The organism is Oleomonas cavernae (assembly GCF_003590945.1).
Lineage (GTDB): Bacteria > Pseudomonadota > Alphaproteobacteria > Zavarziniales > Zavarziniaceae > Zavarzinia > Zavarzinia cavernae.
In genome coordinates this window covers 1,834,335-1,849,020 of record NZ_QYUK01000011.1, presented here as the reverse complement: position 1 = coordinate 1,849,020, position 14,686 = coordinate 1,834,335, and the positions used below count along the sequence as shown (strand labels likewise).

The following is a 14,686-nucleotide window of genomic DNA, read 5'->3' as shown; positions in this document are numbered from 1 at the left end:
AGAGCGTGAGTCTGGGGCATGCCATTCATCCTCATCAGCCTGCTGCTGCAGGTAACGGTCGTCATCCACATCATCCGCACCGGCCGCGACCGGATCTGGATCTATGTCGTGGTCCTGCTGCCGATGGCGGGGATCATGGCTTATCTGGTGGCCGAACTCCTGCCGGAGATGCTGGGCTCGCGCACGGCGCGGAACCTGAAGCGCGATGCGATCAAGAAGGTCGATCCGGGGCGCGACCTGCGCGCCCGGCTCGATGCCCTGGAGGGGGCCGACACGGTCGACAATCGCCGCTACGTGGCCGAGGAATACCTGCGCCTGCGGCAATTCGACGATGCCCTGAAAATGTATCGGTCGGCCTTGAGCGGCATCCACGGTGACGATACGGCGCTGCTAATGGGGGCGGCGAGGGCGGCCGATGGTGCCGGCCGCGCGGTCGAGGTGCTGGAACTGCTCGACCATCTGCGGACGACCAACCCCTCGTTCCAATCGGCCGAGGCGCACCTGCTCTATGCCAAGGCACTGGAGTCGCTGGGCCGCGAGGACGAAGCCCTGACGGAATATGCAACGCTCGTCACCTACGCCCCGGGCGAGGAGGCACGCTGCCGCTATGCCCTGCTCATGCAGCGGCAGGGTTCGGACATTGCCGCCAAGGCCTTGTTCGGCGAGATCATCGCCCGCTCGAATCGCGCCGACAGCCGCTACCGCGCCGCCGAGAAGGAGTGGATCGACATCGCCAAACGGCAAGGCACGGCCTGATCCCTCTGCCGTCATTCCGGCGTAGGGCCGTGAGTGTCCGGTGCGCACCACCCTTGATCGTCATGCACGGGCTTGTGCCGCGGCTGTCCGGACAAGGGAAAAGGGGCGTGGGAGGCCACTTCTTTCGGGCGGTTTCCTTCCATCCTCACCATCCTCACCATCCTAACTCGTCATGGCCGGGCGAAGTCCCGGCCATCCACGTCGCCAAGCTGCCTCTTCTCTCAACAGATGTGGCTCGTCCCGACGTGGATGACCGGGACAAGCCCGGTCATGACGATATGGGTTACGCTTGGCGCTGATCGTCGCTCACCCCACCTGCTCGGCCGCGGTCGCGCCGTTCTCCAGCCGCAGGTCGAACGCGGTGGCGCCGGCCTGGGCCAGTAGCCGGGCCAGCGGCGTGCTGTGGGTGATCACCCAGACCTGGGTCGAGGCGGCGGCATAGAGGATCAGGTCGGTCAACGGGCCGGTCAGGTCCGGGTGCAGGCTCTGGTCAGGCTCGTTCAGCACCAGCAGCGGCGGCGGCCGGGGCGAGAGCAGGGCGGCGACCAGGCACAGGTAACGCAAGGTGCCGTCCGACAGTTCGCGGGCGGCGAAGGCACGGGGAAAGCCCTGCTGGAACAGGTGCGTGTCGAATTGGCCCCGGCCGAAGTCGATCCCAAGCCGGGCTCCGGGAAAGGCTCGGTCGACGGCCGTCGTCAGGCCGTCACGATCGCCGATCTCGATGATGGTCTGGAATGCAGCAGCGAGGTCGTGACCGTCGGTCGACAGCACCGGTGTGCGGGTGCCGATCTGGGCCGAGCGAATAGGTGAACCGGCATCGGTGCGGAAATGATGATAGAAGCGCCAGCCCGCCATTTCGCGCTGGACGCCGGCGATCTCGGGATAGAGGTGCGGTTCGCGCAATTGGGCAAGGGCGGCTTCTTGCGGTTCCAGGACGACGGGATAGGTCGTCTTGCTGCCGCCTTTGGTCCGCATCCAGGCACTGGGGCCCTTGCGCTCAAGAAGCGTGAGGGTACGCATGCCGTCGATGGCGGCAAGTTCCTCCACCTTCACCTCGGGGTCGAGTTGGAACGCTTGCCCGGTTGGAATCGGTACGCCGCACGCGACCTTGTATCGCCATGCATCGCACTCGACGTCCACGATCAGCCGCCGCGGCTCGTCTTTCTTCCAATCCCCCGCCCACAGGGCGGAGGGCATGCCGCCGTCTTCGACCATGGTGGGCGCCAGGTTGCCGCGTGCCGCAGCCGCCGCCAGCGTCAGGGCCCGGTACAGGTTCGACTTGCCCGCACCATTGGCGCCGGTCACCACGGTCAGGGCACCCGGCTCGATCTCGACGTCGCGCAGCGAGCGATAGTTGCGGACGCGGAAACGCCGGATCATCGGCCGCTACATGTCGGACAGGATGCCGCGAACCTTTTGCGCCTCGCCGGCCAGGGCGGTGTGGTCGCCCGCGCGCTGGCCGTGGTTGGTGGCCAGCACGCCGTCGCCGAAGCGCCGGGGCAGGATGTGCATGTGGAAATGGAACACCGTCTGGCCGGCGGCCGGGCCGTTGGCCTGGAACAGGTTCACGCCGTCGGGGCCGAAGGCCTTGGCGATGGCGATCGCCACCTTGCGCGTGGTGGTCATGACCGGCCCCAGCAGGGCGTCGGTCATGGCGAAGAGGTCGGGGTGGTGGTCCTTGGGGATGACCAGGGCATGGCCCGGGCTCAACGGAAAGATATCCATGAAAGCCAGGGTGTGCTCGTCCTCATAGACCTTGTGACAGGGCAGGACGCCGTCGACGATCTTGCAGAAGATGCACTCTGGTTCGCGCAGTTTGTGGGCGGGGCCGGCCATAACGATTCTCCCTGTCGATCGTCATGGCCAGCTTACGCGGGGGGCGGGTGCCGCCGCAATCAGGCGGCGTTGGGGGTGGGCAGGGACAGCCGCAGGATCTTCCAGGTCGTGGTGCCGAACTGCCGGCCCAGCGAATGGCTGTTGTAGGCCAGGCCATAGCGGGCGCACAGGGCCTGGACGCGCGGCGCCACTTCCGGGTAGCGGTTGGAAGGCATGTCGGGGAACAGGTGGTGTTCGATCTGGTGGCTGAGGTTGCCCGACATGATGTGGAACAGCTTGCCGCCGGTGATGTTGCACGAGCCCAGCAACTGCCGGACATACCACTTCGCCCGGGTCTCGTTCTCGACCTGCTCGACGGTGAACACCTGCGAGCCGGCGGGGAAGTGGCCGCAGAAGATGATCATGTAGGACCAGACGTTGCGGATGATGTTGGCGGTGAAATTGGCGCCCAGGACATAGAGGAAGAACGGCCCGGCCAGCAGCGGATAGGCGAGGTAGTCCTTGCCCACCTGGCGCACCACCTTGCGGCCGATGCCCTTCAGGGTGGGCAGGGCTTCCTTCCAGGTCTTCTCGCCCGCGATCAGCCGTTCGGCCTCGACATCATGGAGCGCGACGCCCCAGTCGAAGAATAGGCCCAGCAGGGTGTTGTAGAGCATCTGGGGCAGGTACTTGGGCGACCATGCTTGCGCCTCGCTGACGCGCAGGATGCCGTAGCCGACGTCGCGGTCCTTGCCGATCACATTGGTCCAGGTGTGATGCATCACATTATGCGAATGCTTCCACTGGTCGGACGGGCAGACCGTGTCCCATTCCCAGGAGCTGGACTGGATTTCCGGGTCGCGCATCCAGTCCCACTGGGCATGCATGACATTGTGGCCGATCTCCATGTTCTCCAGGATCTTGGCGGTCCCCAGCATCAGGGTGCCGAGCGTGATCACACCCAGGAAGGCGGGCCAGGTCGCCAGGGCATGGCCCCAATAGGGCAGCAGGCCGAGGCTGGCATAGATCACGATCCGGCCGCCCAGGGCCAGCCAGCGCTGGACCTTGATCACCCGCCGGATGTAGGCGGCGTCGCGGTCGCCGCGGCTGGTCATGACCTCTTCGTAGATATGGTCGAGTTCGCGGCCGAATTCGTCGATTTCGGTATCGTTCAGGTGAACCGGGAGAGACATTTGTCGATCCTTCCGTTCGGGATTAGAGGGCGAGGGCAACGTCGCCGCAGGCGGCGCTGACGCAGACTTGAACCTTGTCGCCGGGCTCGTCGATCAGGGCGCCGGTGCGCAGGTCGCGGACACAGCCCGAGACCAGCACCGCGTCGCAACCGTGGCAGATGCCCATGCGGCAACCGTGGGCGGGGTTGAGGCCGGCGGCTTCCGCCACCCGCAGCAGCGGCGTGTGGCCATCGGCATCCGTCTCGCATTTGCTGGTGGTGAAGCTGACATGGCCGCCGGCGGCATCGGCCGGGACCGGCGCCAGGACCGCCTGGAACCGTTCCAGATGCAGGTGGCGGGCGCGGCCGGCCTGGTTCCAGTGGCTTTCCACGGCGCCCAGCAGGGCGGCGGGGCCGCAACCCCAGACGTCGCGTTCCGCCCAGTCGGGGCACAGCTCGGCAAGCTGCTCGGCGCTGAAGTGGCGGCGCTGCGACAGTTCCGCGCCCAGCTCGCGGGTGTGAACCAGTTTCAGCTTGTAGCCGGGATGGGCGGCGGCGAGGGCTTTCAGCTCGTTGCCGAAGATCACGTCATAGGCGTGGGGGGCATAGTGGATGTGGGTCACGTCCGGCATCCGGCCCAGGGCGGCGTAGGAGCGCAGCATGGCCATCACCGGGGTGATGCCGCTGCCCGCCGTGATGAACAGGGGCCGCACCGGCATCGCCTCGGGCAGGACGAATTCGCCCTGGGGCAGGCCGATGGGCAGGTAGTCGCCCGGCTTGATCTGGCGCACCAGGTGGCGCGAGACCCGGCCGCCGTCGACCGCCTTCACCGTGATGGTGATGCACTCGTCGCCGCGCTCGGGCGCTGAGGAGATCGAATAGGTGCGGGTATGGCGCAGGCCGTCGATGCTGGCGCCCACCCGGATGAACTGCCCGGCCCGGTGGCTGCGCCAGCCGCGGCCCGGCCGCAGGGTCAGGGTGCGGGCATCGGCGGTCTCGTCCCACACCGATTCGACCCGCGCCTGCAGGCGGTGGGTGGTCCACAACGGGTTGACCAGTTCCAGATAGTGGGAGGGGCGCAAGGGGGTCGCGAACAGCCCGGCGAGGTCGAGGAGGCGGGCTTTCAAGCTATTGGCTTCTTGTTGCATGGGCAGCATTCCATGAATGTGAACATGTGTGCACTTTGACAGCGGCCACGACCAATGTCAACATGTGTTCACGTAATGCGTAAAACCTCAGGTGCCGCCGTGAAACCCGCAGAAACCATCGAGCACAGTCACCTCGACGCGCCCACCGAGCGCGGCCAGCGCACGCGCCGGGCGCTCGCCAACGCGGCGCTGGAGTTGATGCAGGAGGGGCGCAGCTTCGATTCGCTCAGCCTGCGCGAGGTGACCAAGCGGGCCGGCATCGTGCCCGCGGCCTTCTACCGCCACTTCAAGGACATGGAGGAACTGGGCCTCGCCATCGTCGACGAATGCGGCCGGGGCCTGCGCGGCATGCTGCGCGAGGTGCGCCAGGTGGGCATGCCGACGGAGGATATCGTTCGCCGCTCGATCCTGATCTTCAAAAGCTATGTCGAGGCCAACCCGCAATATTTCCGCGTCGCCGCCGATCGCCACGGCCGCTCGCCCATGATGCGCGAGGCGGTGCGCCACGAGGTCGACCGGTTCATCGACGAGATGGTGGGCGACGTCACCGCCATGGGCACCCTCAACCACCTCTCGCCCAGGACCTTGCGCAATGTCTGCGACCTGGTGGTCAACACCATGCTGAACGCCGCGATCGAGATTCTGGACCTGGCCCATGAGGATCCGTCGATCGGCCAGGCGCGGATCGAGGTCTTCGTCCAGCAGTTGCTGATCCTCTTCGTCGGCGCTGCCGCCTGGCAGGAGCGGTGACGGGCTTCCATCCAACGAACGGAAAAGCGTTCTAACTGCCGTCCTCGTGGCGGTAGGGGACGTGCTCTTCCAGGATCGCGGCCTCGCTCGCCACGGCGGCACGCTCGCGCTTCAGGTAGTCGGCGACGGCACGCCTGAAACCGGGATCGGCGATCCAGTGCAGGGAATAGGTCGGGCTTGGGACATAGCCGCGCGCCAGCTTGTGCTCGCCCTGGGCGCCGGCCTCCACCTTCGCCAAGCCGCGTTCGATCGCGAAATCGATCGCCCGGTAGTAGCAGACCTCGAAATGCAGGAAGGGGTGATCCTCGGTGGCGCCCCAGTTGCGGCCATAGAGCGTGTCGGTCCCGATCAGGTTCAAGGCGCCGGCGATGAACCGCCCCTCGCGCCGGGCCAGGACCAGCAGCACCTTGTCCGCCATGGTCTCGTGCAGGTGGCGGAAGAAGTCGCGGTTGAGGTAGGGGCTGCCCCATTTATGCGCGGCGGTGGCGAGGTAGCAGCGGTTGAAGGCATCCCAATGTTCCGGCCGCAGGGCGTCGCCGGTCAGCGACAGCACCTCGATCGCGCCGTCCTGCACGGCATCGCGCCGTTCGCGCTTCATCTGCTTGCGCTTGCGCGAGGTCAGCGCGCCCAGGAAATCGTCGAAACGGCTGTAACCGCGGTTTTCCCAGTGAAACTGCTGGTCGATCCGCTGCAGCAGGCCCAGCTCGCCGAGGCGCTGCCATTCGCCCTCCTGCGCGAAGGTGATGTGCAGGGACGAGATATTGTTGCTTTCGGCGATCTGGATGGCCCCGCGCAGCAAGGCGCTCTCGACCGACGGCCGATCGGCTTGCGGATGGACCAGGAAGCGCGGGCCGGTCACCGGGGTGAAGGGCACGCTCGACTGAAGCTTGGGGTAATAGCGCCCGCCGGCCCGCTCATAGGCCTGGGCCCAGCCATGGTCGAAGACATATTCGCCATAGGAATGGTTCTTCAGGTACAGCGGCATGATGCCGATGACGGTGCCGTCGGCCCGGCGCATGACCAGGTGATGCGGTGCCCAGCCCTTGGCCGCCGTGGCGCAGCCCGAGCTTTCCGCGCAAGCGAAGAATTCATGGGAGACGAAGGGGTTGTCCGGGCCGGCGCAGGCGTTCCAGGCAGCGGCCGCGATCAGGCCCGCGCCCTTCACCACCTCGATCTCGACCATATCGCCGTCTGCTGACATGCCCCGAAAGTGGCGCCAGACTTGCCGCCTGCCAAGGGGCCTTGGCACACTGCACCCATGAAATTCACGACCCGTCCCCTGGTTCTGGCCGACCTGGCCGCCATCCCGTCACTCGCCCAGGCGGCCATCCCGCCCGCCTTCGATCACGAGAGCTTGACCGACGAGCAGCGGGCGGAGAATGCCCGTATCACCGCCTCGGCCAGTGCGGCCTGCGCCGACCCTGGACGCACGGTCCTGGTGGCGGCGGACGAGGCGGGGCGCCTGGCCGGCTTCGTCATCGTGGACCACAGCGATCCCGGCCTGCCCGAACTGGACTGGCTGATCGTCGCCCCGCATGCGCAAGGGAAGGGGGCCGCCGATTGCCTGATGCAGGCGGTGATCCGGGACGATGTGCCGATGAAGCTGGGCGTTATCCACTACAACGCCCGGGCCATCGCCTTCTACGAAAGATGGGGCTTCCGCGACACCGGCCGCATCGCCGGCACCCACAAGATACCGCGCAAGCTGATGATCCGCGAGCCGGGGTGAGGCAGTACCATCCTGCGTCCTTCGAGACGGGCGCTTCGCGCCCTCCTCAGGATGAGGAGAATCTTAGTGGCATAAAGATTCTCCTCATCCTGAGGAGCCACCAAAGGTGGCGTCTCGAAGGACGCACGATGCCGTTCCAAGTTCAGCGCCCGCCGCCGACGTCCAGGATGGCGCCGGTGATGTAACTGGCGGCGGGAGAGAGCAGGAAGGCCACCGCCTCGGCCACTTCCTGCGGCAAACCAGCCCGGCCCATGGGGATCAGCGGGGCCATGCGGGCAGGGCGGCCGGGGTCGCCGGCGCTGCCGTGCAGGTCGCTTGCCACCAGGCCGGGGGCGACGGCGTTCACGCGGATGCCCTCGCGTGCCACCTCGCGCGCCAGGCCAACGGTGAAACTGTCGACGGCGCCCTTGGTCGCGGCGTAGTGCACCCATTCGCCCGCACCGCCGGTATCGGCAGCGCGCGAGGAGATGTTGACGATCACGCCGCCTTGTCCCCCGCGGGCGGTCGACAGGCGGCGCACCGCCTCGCGGGCGCAGATCATCGCGCCGGTGACGTTCACCGCCAGCACGCGGGCGATCATCGCGGCGTCGAGATCGGCCACCGCGCGGAAGCCGCCGGTGATCCCGGCATTGTTGACCAGGCCGGCGAGAGGGCCGAGGGCCGACTCCGCGTCGTTGAACAGGCGCACCACCGCCGCCTCGTCGGCGACATCGGCTTCGATCGCCACCGCCCGGCCGCCCGCCCGGGTGATGGCGGCAACCACCTCGGCCGCTGCCGCGTGCCCGCTGGCGTAGTTCACCGCCACGGCAAAACCGTCGGCCGCGGCACGGCGGCAGATGGCGGCGCCGATGCCCCGGCTGCCACCGGTGACGATCAGCGTGCCCCGGCTCATGGCCGGAAGCCTTCGAAGATGATGTTGTCGGCGTGGTCGCCGGCGCGCTTGCGGTCGGCCGGGGTGCGCACGGTCCAGGTCAGCAGGGGCAGGCCCTGTTTGCGGGCGCGGGTGGTGGCACGGCTGGGCAGGGCGCGGACATCATAGGCGATGAAATGCGGCCGGCTGATGCGGTTGAACAGCAGATGGGTCAGCAGCCATTTCTGATAGGGCTTCAGCGGTTCCTGGTCGTCCATGCGATAATCCATGGAGATCTGCCCGCGCGGCACCAGCGGCGCGTGGGCGCGGAACCAGCCCATGGAGAAGGGGTTGAACGACTGCACCGCATAGCGCCCGCGATAGGGCTGCAAGACCTCGGCCGTCGCCGCCTCCAGCGGCCCGACCTTGCCCCGGGCGGCCTTCACCTCGACCAGGATCGGCACCCGGCCCGCCACCAGCGCCAGCACCTCGGCCAGGGTGGGGATTCTCTCGGCCGTCTTGGCCAAGGTGATCTCGGCCAGTTCGGCCGCCGGCCGGGCATCGACCCGGCCCTTGTGCGCGGTCATGCGGTCCAGCGTGTCGTCGTGGAACACCATGGGGACGCCGTCCGCCGAGACCTGGATGTCCAGTTCAAGGGCATAGCCGCCTTGCGCCGCGGCGGCGAAGGCGGCCAGGCTGTTTTCAGGGATCCCGGCCCTGGCATCATGCAGGCCGCGATGGGCCACGGGCAGGGAACGGAGCCAGTCGGTGGTCATGAGATGATCTTTACGGGGGATGATCTTTATGGGGCAAGCCGGTCTTCGGCCAGGACCGAGCCGGTGGCATAACGGTGAAGGTACCAGATGATCGCCGCCGCCTGGACGAAGATGCCGACAGCGGTTGCACTGAGCAGAATCCCCAGGCCGAAGACGGCGGCACACTGGCCGACGCTGCGGCTGATATGGCGGCGATGCGCGGCGGTGAACGGATCGTCCTGATCGAATTGCCGCGCCTGCCGCCAGGCGACGAGCGCCCCCAGCCCAAGGGTGACGATCGCCAGCCACATCCAGCGATAGGCCCGGGTGACCTCCTCCGTCCCCTCAGGCATCGGCAGCATCAGGCAAACTCGATGATGACATCGACCTCGACCGCGGCGCCCAAGGGCAAGGCGTTGGTGCCGACGGCGCTGCGGGCATGGCGCCCGGCCTCGCCGAACACTTCCACCATCAGGTCCGAAGCGCCGTTGGCGACCTTGGGCTGGTCGGTGAAGCCGGCGGCGCAGGCGATGAAGGCGCCGATCTTGGCCACCCGCGTCACCCGGTCCAGGTCGCCCAGGGCCGCCTTGGCCTGGGCGATCAGGTTGACGGCACAGGTTCGCGCCGCGGCGTAACCGGCCTCGACCGAGATATCCTGGCCCAGGGTGCCCTTGACCAGGCCGTCGGCGTTCAGTGGCAGTTGACCCGAAATGAACAGGAGGTTGCCGACGATGGTGAAGGGCACGTAATTGGCCACCGGCGCCACGGGGGTGGGCAGGGTCAGCCCGAGTTGCGCCAGGCGGGCATCGACTTTACCGGTCATGTCACTCTCACTTCGTCAGTCGGGGCGGCCCAGCGGCTGCTGTTGGGTGATGCAATGGATGTTGCCGCCGCCCAGCAGGATCTCCCGCCCGGGCACGGCGATGATGCGGCGGTCGGGGAACAGGCCGGCGACGATCGCCTGGGCCTGGGCATCGGTCTTGGGGTCGAGCAGGGGCATGACCACCACGCCGTTGCCGATATAGAAATTCACGTAAGACCCTGCCAGGCGATGGCCGCCGCTGCGTTCCTGGCCGCCGCTCGCGTCCATGTCCAGGCTCCAGTCGTCGACGGTCGATGCCTCGTCGGCCGTCGCATACAGCGGCCCGGGCGAGGGCAGCTTGACGATCTCGAAGCTGCGTCCCCGGGCATCCCGTGCCTTCGACAGGCGGTCGAAGGCATCCTTGGAAATCGCATATTGCGGATCCTCGGGATCGTCGCACCAGGTCAGCGCCACCACGCCGGGCTTCACGAAGCAGGCGAGGTTGTCGATATGGCCGTCTGTTTCGTCCAAGTATACGCCGGGGCCCAGCCAGACCACGGTCTCGACGTTGAGGTAATCCTTCAGATGCCGCTCGATCGCGCCGCGCGACAGCTCGGGGTTACGGTTGGGGTTGAGCAGGCATTCCTCGGTGGTCAGCACCGTGCCCTGGCCGTCGACATGGATCGAGCCGCCTTCCAGCACCAGGGGCGCGCGGTAGCGCGGCGTGCGCTCGACCTCGAGGATCTTGGCAGCGATCAGCTCGTCCTGGTCGTGAGGGGAATAGAGCCCGCCCCAGGCGTTGAAGCCCCAGTCCACCCCGCGCAGGCGGCCCTTGTCGTCGGTCACGAAGCTGGGGCCGACATCGCGGCACCAGCTATCGTTGCTGGCGGCTTCGATCACGCGAACCGGGGCGGGCAACTGGCGCCGGGCGTTGACGAATTGCGCCGCCGAGGCCAGCACGGTCACCGGCTCGCCCTGCGCGATGGCGCCGGCGACCGCGGCAAAGGCCTTTTGTGCCGGCTTGGCGCCCGCGCGCCAGTTGTCGGTCCGCTCGGGCCAGATCAGCCAGCAGCCCTGGTGCGGCTCGAATTCGCCCGGCATGCGGAAGCCATCGGCCCGCGGTGTCGACGACAATGTCAGCGCCATTCCACTCTCCCCGTCGGCGCCATCCTGCCGTCCGCCTTGTGCGCGGGCAAGCGGGCTGCGTCGATGGGGGGCATGCGCACCGGCATACCGCCGGGGGCAGGCGGCCGCTCAGAGACGGCGCAGGAAGAAGTAGCCCGTTCTGTTCTCGCCTTTGCGGTCCATCGCGCCCACCACCAGCTTGTCGCTGACCTTGCGGAAGTGGTCGAAGATCGGATGGTCGTCATAGATCATGGTCGCCGTGACCGAGCCGCGGTAGTGCATGGCGCGAAGCCGGGCACTGCCCAGGATCTTGTTGGCGAAGCGCTTGCCGTCGGGGTCGCGGCAGACGATCGGGTCGACGTGCTCGGCATCGTGGAAGGCCTTGCCGGCCCAGTTGATGGCCAGAAGCTGGGCTTCGGCCTCGTGCCCGGTATTGAAGGTGCCGCCCTCCCAGTCGCCCAGCATGAATGCCGCCTCGACCGGTTCCAGGCGGTCGAAGAGGGCATCCAGGGCCTGGGCATCCGGCGGCTGGTCGCTTGCGAGGATGGCCTCGAACAACGCAGTGGCATTCGTCATCTTGTTCCTCCCGTTTGAGGCAGGTTATAAATCGTTGTTCTAAATTTGTAAATCGGTATTTTAATTACTGCGCCGGCCCGGGACGCGGGCCACAATCGGCGCTGCCAGGACAGACGGATGGTTGCAGGCATGCTCAACGACGGCCCGCTGAAAGACGGAGATACCAGGGATCTCATCAAGCGGACCGCGCTGGTGCTGTTTGCCCGCGATGGCCTTGAAGGGGTCTCGATCCGCGATATCGTCCGCGCGGCGGGGCAGAAGAATACCGGCTCGGTGCACTATTATTTTGCCAGCAAGGAAGCCCTTGCGCGTGAACTTGCCGGCGAGATCGCGCAGATCATTGATACCCACCGGCACCGCCGGATCGACGCCATGGAAGCCGCCGGCGGCCCGCGTGCCGTCCGCGACGTGTTGGACATCCTGATCCGCCTGCCGCACGAGGAGCCCGGCGACCTGGGCTTCGACACCGACATGGCGGCATTCGTCGACATGATGATGGCCAAGCACCCCGACCTGATCTTCGAGGGCATTCATGTCGAGCTGGGGCTGGCGACGCGCCGTTGCCTCGCGCACCTTCGGCACATGCTTCCCGCACTGCCATCGCCGCTGATGGAGCAGCGGTTTCGTTTTGCCATCCTCTATGCCTTTTCGATCCTGTCGTCGCGGCGTTCGGTCGGCCAGCGGCCCGATCTCTGGCCGCCGCGCTGGACCGAAGAGGTTGCGCGCCAGAATCTGCTCGACACGCTCGAGGGCCTGCTGCGCCAGCCGGCATCGCCCGAAACCATGGCCGCGCTGGCACCCGCGCCCAAGCGGCCCTCACGGAAACGCTGAGCCGTGCGCCGGGTCTTGCTGCTGGTCTGCCTCCTTGGGTATCCGGCGGCCGCGCAGGAAATGTCGCCGGCCCCAAGGAGACCTGCGAAGCCAAACGCACCTGCGACCAGATGCGCGACTGCGACGAGGCGCGGTTCTATTACAAGCAGTGTGGCGGCAGCGTCTTGGACCGGGACGGCGACGGGATCCCGTGCGAAGACCTCTGCGGCTTCAAATCGACGACGTGATGGGGCACACTCCGCCCCGCGCAACCAAGGAGCGGACCGATGCGAAACGTGACCGTGGCAGCAACCCAGATGGCGTGCGACTGGGACACTGTCGGCAATATCGCAAGGGCCGAGGGCCTGGTGCGCGCGGCGGCGGCCCAGGGCGCGCAGATCATCCTGATCCAGGAACTGTTCGAGACGCCTTACTTTTGCCAGGACCAGATTCATGATTTCTTCGATCTGGCCCAGCCGTTCGACGATAACCCGCTGATCGCCCACTTTGCCCGCCTGGCGGCGGAATTGCAGGTCGTGCTGCCGGTCTCGTATTTCGAGCGGGCGGGCCAGGCCTTCTACAATTCGGTCGCGGTGGTCGACGCCGACGGCGCGGTGCTGGGCAATTACCGCAAGAGCCATATTCCCGACGGCCCCGGCTATACCGAGAAATTCTATTTCTCGCCCGGCGATACCGGTTTCCGGGTGTGGGATACCCGCTATGCCCGTATTGGCGTTGGCATCTGCTGGGATCAGTGGTTCCCCGAAAGCGCCCGCTCCATGGCCCTGCTGGGGGCGGAGATCCTGTTCTACCCGACGGCGATCGGCACCGAACCGCATGATTCCACGCTCGATTCCTCGGCCCATTGGCAGCGGGTGATGCAGGGCCACGCCGGCGCCAACCTGATGCCGCTGGTCGCCTCTAACCGAATCGGGACCGAGCCCGGCAAGCGCAATACCCAGATCACCTTCTACGGCTCGTCCTTCATCGCCGATCCGACCGGCGCCAAGGTGGCGGAGGCCGACAAGGCGACGCAAACCGTGCTGACCGCCACCTTCGACCTGGATGCCACGGCGCACCAGCGCCGTTCCTGGGGCGTGTTCCGCGATCGCCGGCCCGAGCTCTATGACGTCCTGCTTTCCCTCGATGGGGAGCATCCCCATGCCGCGGCCGCCTATTGACGGTGCGCTGACTTGAAAGCCCTGATCGCGGGGGCGGCATCGGCGGCCTGACCACCGCCCTGTGCCTGATCCAGGCCGGTATCGAGGTCGAACTGCTGGAACAGTCGGCGGCCTTTGCCGAGGTTGGCGCGGGCCTCCAGATCAGCCCCAACGGCATGCGCGTGCTCAAGGCGCTGGACCTCGATGCCGCCGTGGCGTCCTACGCTTTCGCGCCCCGGCAGATCGAGATGCGCCTGGGCAGAGCGGCCGCCAGATCTTCACCGTGCCGCTGGAGGGTGCCGCCGTGGCACGCTACGGCGCGCCCTACCTGCACCTGCACCGGGCCGACCTGCTCGAGGTGCTGGTCCGGGCCCTGATCGCGCGGGCACCCCAGGCCGTGCGGACCAGCGCCAAGGTCACCGACTACCGCCTCGACGGCACCGGCGTCGTGGCCCGCCTGGCGACCGGCGGCGAGGTCACCGGCGATATCCTGATCGGCGCGGACGGCATCCATTCCGCGGTCAGGGCGCAGATGCTGGGCCCCGACGCCCCGCGGTTCACCGGCAATGTCGCCTGGCGGCTGGTGGTCCCGGCCGAGGGACTGCGCGACCTCGTGCCGCCGTCGGCCTGCATCTGGGCCGGGCCGGGGCGCCATGCCGTCACCTACTATCTGCGCCGGGGCGAATTGGTGAATTTCGTCGGCGTGGTCGAGCAATCGTCCTGGCAGCAGGAATCCTGGACAGCCGAGGGCGACAAGACCGAACTCGCCGCCGATTTCGCCGGCTGGCACGATACCTTGCAGCAGATCATCGCGCGGGCCGGCGCCTGCCATCGCCGCGCCCTGTTCGATCGCGCGCCCCTGGCCCGCTGGAGCGAGGGCCCGGTGACCCTGCTGGGCGACGCCTGCCACCCCATGCTGCCCTTCCTGGCCCAGGGCGCGGTCATGGCGATCGAGGATGCCTGGGTCCTGTCGCGCTGCCTCGCCGCCCAGCCGCAGGATGCCGTCGTGGCCCTGCAACGCTACGCGATCCTGCGCCAGCCGCGCACCGCCAGGGTCCAGCTCGGCGCCCGCGCCAATGCCCGGCATTTCCATGTGCGCAGCAAGGCCGGCCAATTGGTCAAATACGGGGCCCTGTGGCTGGGTGCCCGGGTGATGCCGTCGAAGGTCCATGCCCGCCAGGACTGGATTTACGGCTGCGACGTGACGGCGCAAAACTACTAGGCCCTGCCGCCACGAAT

At 67.3% G+C, this 14,686-nt stretch carries 19 protein-coding genes; 8 read left to right on the top strand and 11 right to left on the bottom strand.

Going from position 1 to position 14,686, the window contains the following annotated elements:
* Positions 1-18 precede the first annotated feature (18 nt).
* Positions 19-756 carry a hypothetical protein gene (locus tag D3874_RS12660; RefSeq protein ID WP_119778410.1) on the top strand — a complete coding sequence of 246 codons (738 nt, stop codon included), beginning with the start codon at positions 19-21 and terminating at the stop codon, positions 754-756.
* Positions 757-1,062: 306 nt separating this feature from the next.
* On the opposite strand, the gene D3874_RS12655 is transcribed toward D3874_RS12660, so the two are convergent.
* Genes D3874_RS12655 through D3874_RS12640 form a run of 4 tightly spaced genes read right to left on the bottom strand, consistent with a single transcriptional unit; the run spans position 1,063 to position 4,869 of the window.
* Entirely contained in the window at positions 1,063-2,136 is a 1,074-nt protein-coding gene (locus D3874_RS12655; RefSeq protein WP_119778409.1) for an AAA family ATPase, read from the bottom strand.
* A 6-nt stretch (positions 2,137-2,142) separates the two neighbouring features.
* Positions 2,143-2,592 carry an HIT family protein gene (locus tag D3874_RS12650; RefSeq protein WP_119778408.1) on the bottom strand — a complete coding sequence of 150 codons (450 nt, stop codon included), beginning with the start codon at positions 2,590-2,592 and terminating at the stop codon, positions 2,143-2,145.
* Between the two features lie 59 nt (positions 2,593-2,651).
* Positions 2,652-3,764, bottom strand: a complete 1,113-nt coding sequence (locus D3874_RS12645; RefSeq protein ID WP_119778407.1) for a fatty acid desaturase family protein — start codon at positions 3,762-3,764, stop codon at positions 2,652-2,654.
* Positions 3,765-3,786: 22 nt separating this feature from the next.
* Complete coding sequence (locus tag D3874_RS12640; RefSeq protein ID WP_199699044.1) at positions 3,787-4,869, bottom strand: ferredoxin reductase; 1,083 nt, start codon at positions 4,867-4,869, stop codon at positions 3,787-3,789.
* A 120-nt stretch (positions 4,870-4,989) separates the two neighbouring features.
* Between D3874_RS12640 and D3874_RS12635 the strand changes: the two genes are divergently transcribed.
* Positions 4,990-5,640 carry a TetR family transcriptional regulator gene (locus D3874_RS12635; protein ID WP_158595972.1) on the top strand — a complete coding sequence of 217 codons (651 nt, stop codon included), beginning with the start codon at positions 4,990-4,992 and terminating at the stop codon, positions 5,638-5,640.
* A 31-nt stretch (positions 5,641-5,671) separates the two neighbouring features.
* On the opposite strand, the gene D3874_RS12630 is transcribed toward D3874_RS12635, so the two are convergent.
* Entirely contained in the window at positions 5,672-6,823 is a 1,152-nt protein-coding gene (locus tag D3874_RS12630) for a GNAT family N-acetyltransferase (RefSeq protein WP_233559928.1), read from the bottom strand.
* Positions 6,824-6,898: 75 nt separating this feature from the next.
* On the opposite strand from D3874_RS12630, the gene D3874_RS12625 reads away from it, so the two are divergent.
* The gene (locus tag D3874_RS12625) at positions 6,899-7,369 is read left to right on the top strand and encodes a GNAT family N-acetyltransferase (protein ID WP_119778403.1); all 471 of its coding nucleotides are present in this window, start codon (positions 6,899-6,901) and stop codon (positions 7,367-7,369) included.
* Positions 7,370-7,511: 142 nt separating this feature from the next.
* Here the strand turns inward: D3874_RS12625 and D3874_RS12620 are convergent, their stop codons facing one another.
* From D3874_RS12620 to D3874_RS12595, 6 genes are all read right to left on the bottom strand, one after another.
* Complete coding sequence (locus D3874_RS12620; RefSeq protein ID WP_119778402.1) at positions 7,512-8,261, bottom strand: SDR family oxidoreductase; 750 nt, start codon at positions 8,259-8,261, stop codon at positions 7,512-7,514.
* Complete coding sequence (locus tag D3874_RS12615; RefSeq protein ID WP_119778401.1) at positions 8,258-8,995, bottom strand: glycerophosphodiester phosphodiesterase family protein; 738 nt, start codon at positions 8,993-8,995, stop codon at positions 8,258-8,260. The genes D3874_RS12620 and D3874_RS12615 overlap by 4 nt, the downstream gene beginning before the upstream one ends.
* A gap of 26 nt (positions 8,996-9,021) precedes the next feature.
* On the bottom strand, positions 9,022-9,336 hold the full coding sequence (locus tag D3874_RS12610; RefSeq protein ID WP_119778400.1) for a hypothetical protein: 315 nt from the start codon (positions 9,334-9,336) through the stop codon (positions 9,022-9,024).
* Complete coding sequence (locus tag D3874_RS12605; RefSeq protein ID WP_119778399.1) at positions 9,336-9,797, bottom strand: RidA family protein; 462 nt, start codon at positions 9,795-9,797, stop codon at positions 9,336-9,338. The genes D3874_RS12610 and D3874_RS12605 overlap by 1 nt, the downstream gene beginning before the upstream one ends.
* A gap of 15 nt (positions 9,798-9,812) precedes the next feature.
* A complete protein-coding gene (aguA, locus tag D3874_RS12600) occupies positions 9,813-10,922 on the bottom strand; it encodes an agmatine deiminase (RefSeq protein ID WP_119778398.1) in 1,110 nt (369 codons plus the stop codon).
* Positions 10,923-11,030: 108 nt separating this feature from the next.
* Entirely contained in the window at positions 11,031-11,477 is a 447-nt protein-coding gene (locus D3874_RS12595; protein ID WP_119778397.1) for a DUF4334 domain-containing protein, read from the bottom strand.
* 117 nt (positions 11,478-11,594) lie between these two features.
* On the opposite strand from D3874_RS12595, the gene D3874_RS12590 reads away from it, so the two are divergent.
* The 5 genes from D3874_RS12590 to D3874_RS12575 are packed head-to-tail and all read left to right on the top strand — an operon-like array spanning position 11,595 to position 14,669.
* Positions 11,595-12,308: a TetR/AcrR family transcriptional regulator gene (locus tag D3874_RS12590; RefSeq protein WP_119778396.1), complete on the top strand. Its 714-nt coding sequence runs from the start codon at positions 11,595-11,597 to the stop codon at positions 12,306-12,308.
* The gene (locus tag D3874_RS31990) at positions 12,248-12,535 is read left to right on the top strand and encodes an excalibur calcium-binding domain-containing protein (protein ID WP_408899990.1); all 288 of its coding nucleotides are present in this window, start codon (positions 12,248-12,250) and stop codon (positions 12,533-12,535) included. Before D3874_RS12590 ends, D3874_RS31990 begins: the two co-directional genes overlap by 61 nt.
* Before the next feature lie 39 nt (positions 12,536-12,574).
* Positions 12,575-13,468 (top strand): N-carbamoylputrescine amidase, encoded by an 894-nt coding sequence (gene aguB / locus D3874_RS12580; protein WP_119778394.1) that lies wholly within the window; start codon positions 12,575-12,577, stop codon positions 13,466-13,468.
* A gap of 38 nt (positions 13,469-13,506) precedes the next feature.
* Complete coding sequence (locus D3874_RS31985; protein ID WP_199699293.1) at positions 13,507-13,824, top strand: FAD-dependent oxidoreductase; 318 nt, start codon at positions 13,507-13,509, stop codon at positions 13,822-13,824.
* A complete protein-coding gene (locus D3874_RS12575) occupies positions 13,752-14,669 on the top strand; it encodes an FAD-dependent monooxygenase (RefSeq protein WP_199699043.1) in 918 nt (305 codons plus the stop codon). Before D3874_RS31985 ends, D3874_RS12575 begins: the two co-directional genes overlap by 73 nt.
* The last annotated feature ends 17 nt before the right edge of the window (positions 14,670-14,686 follow it).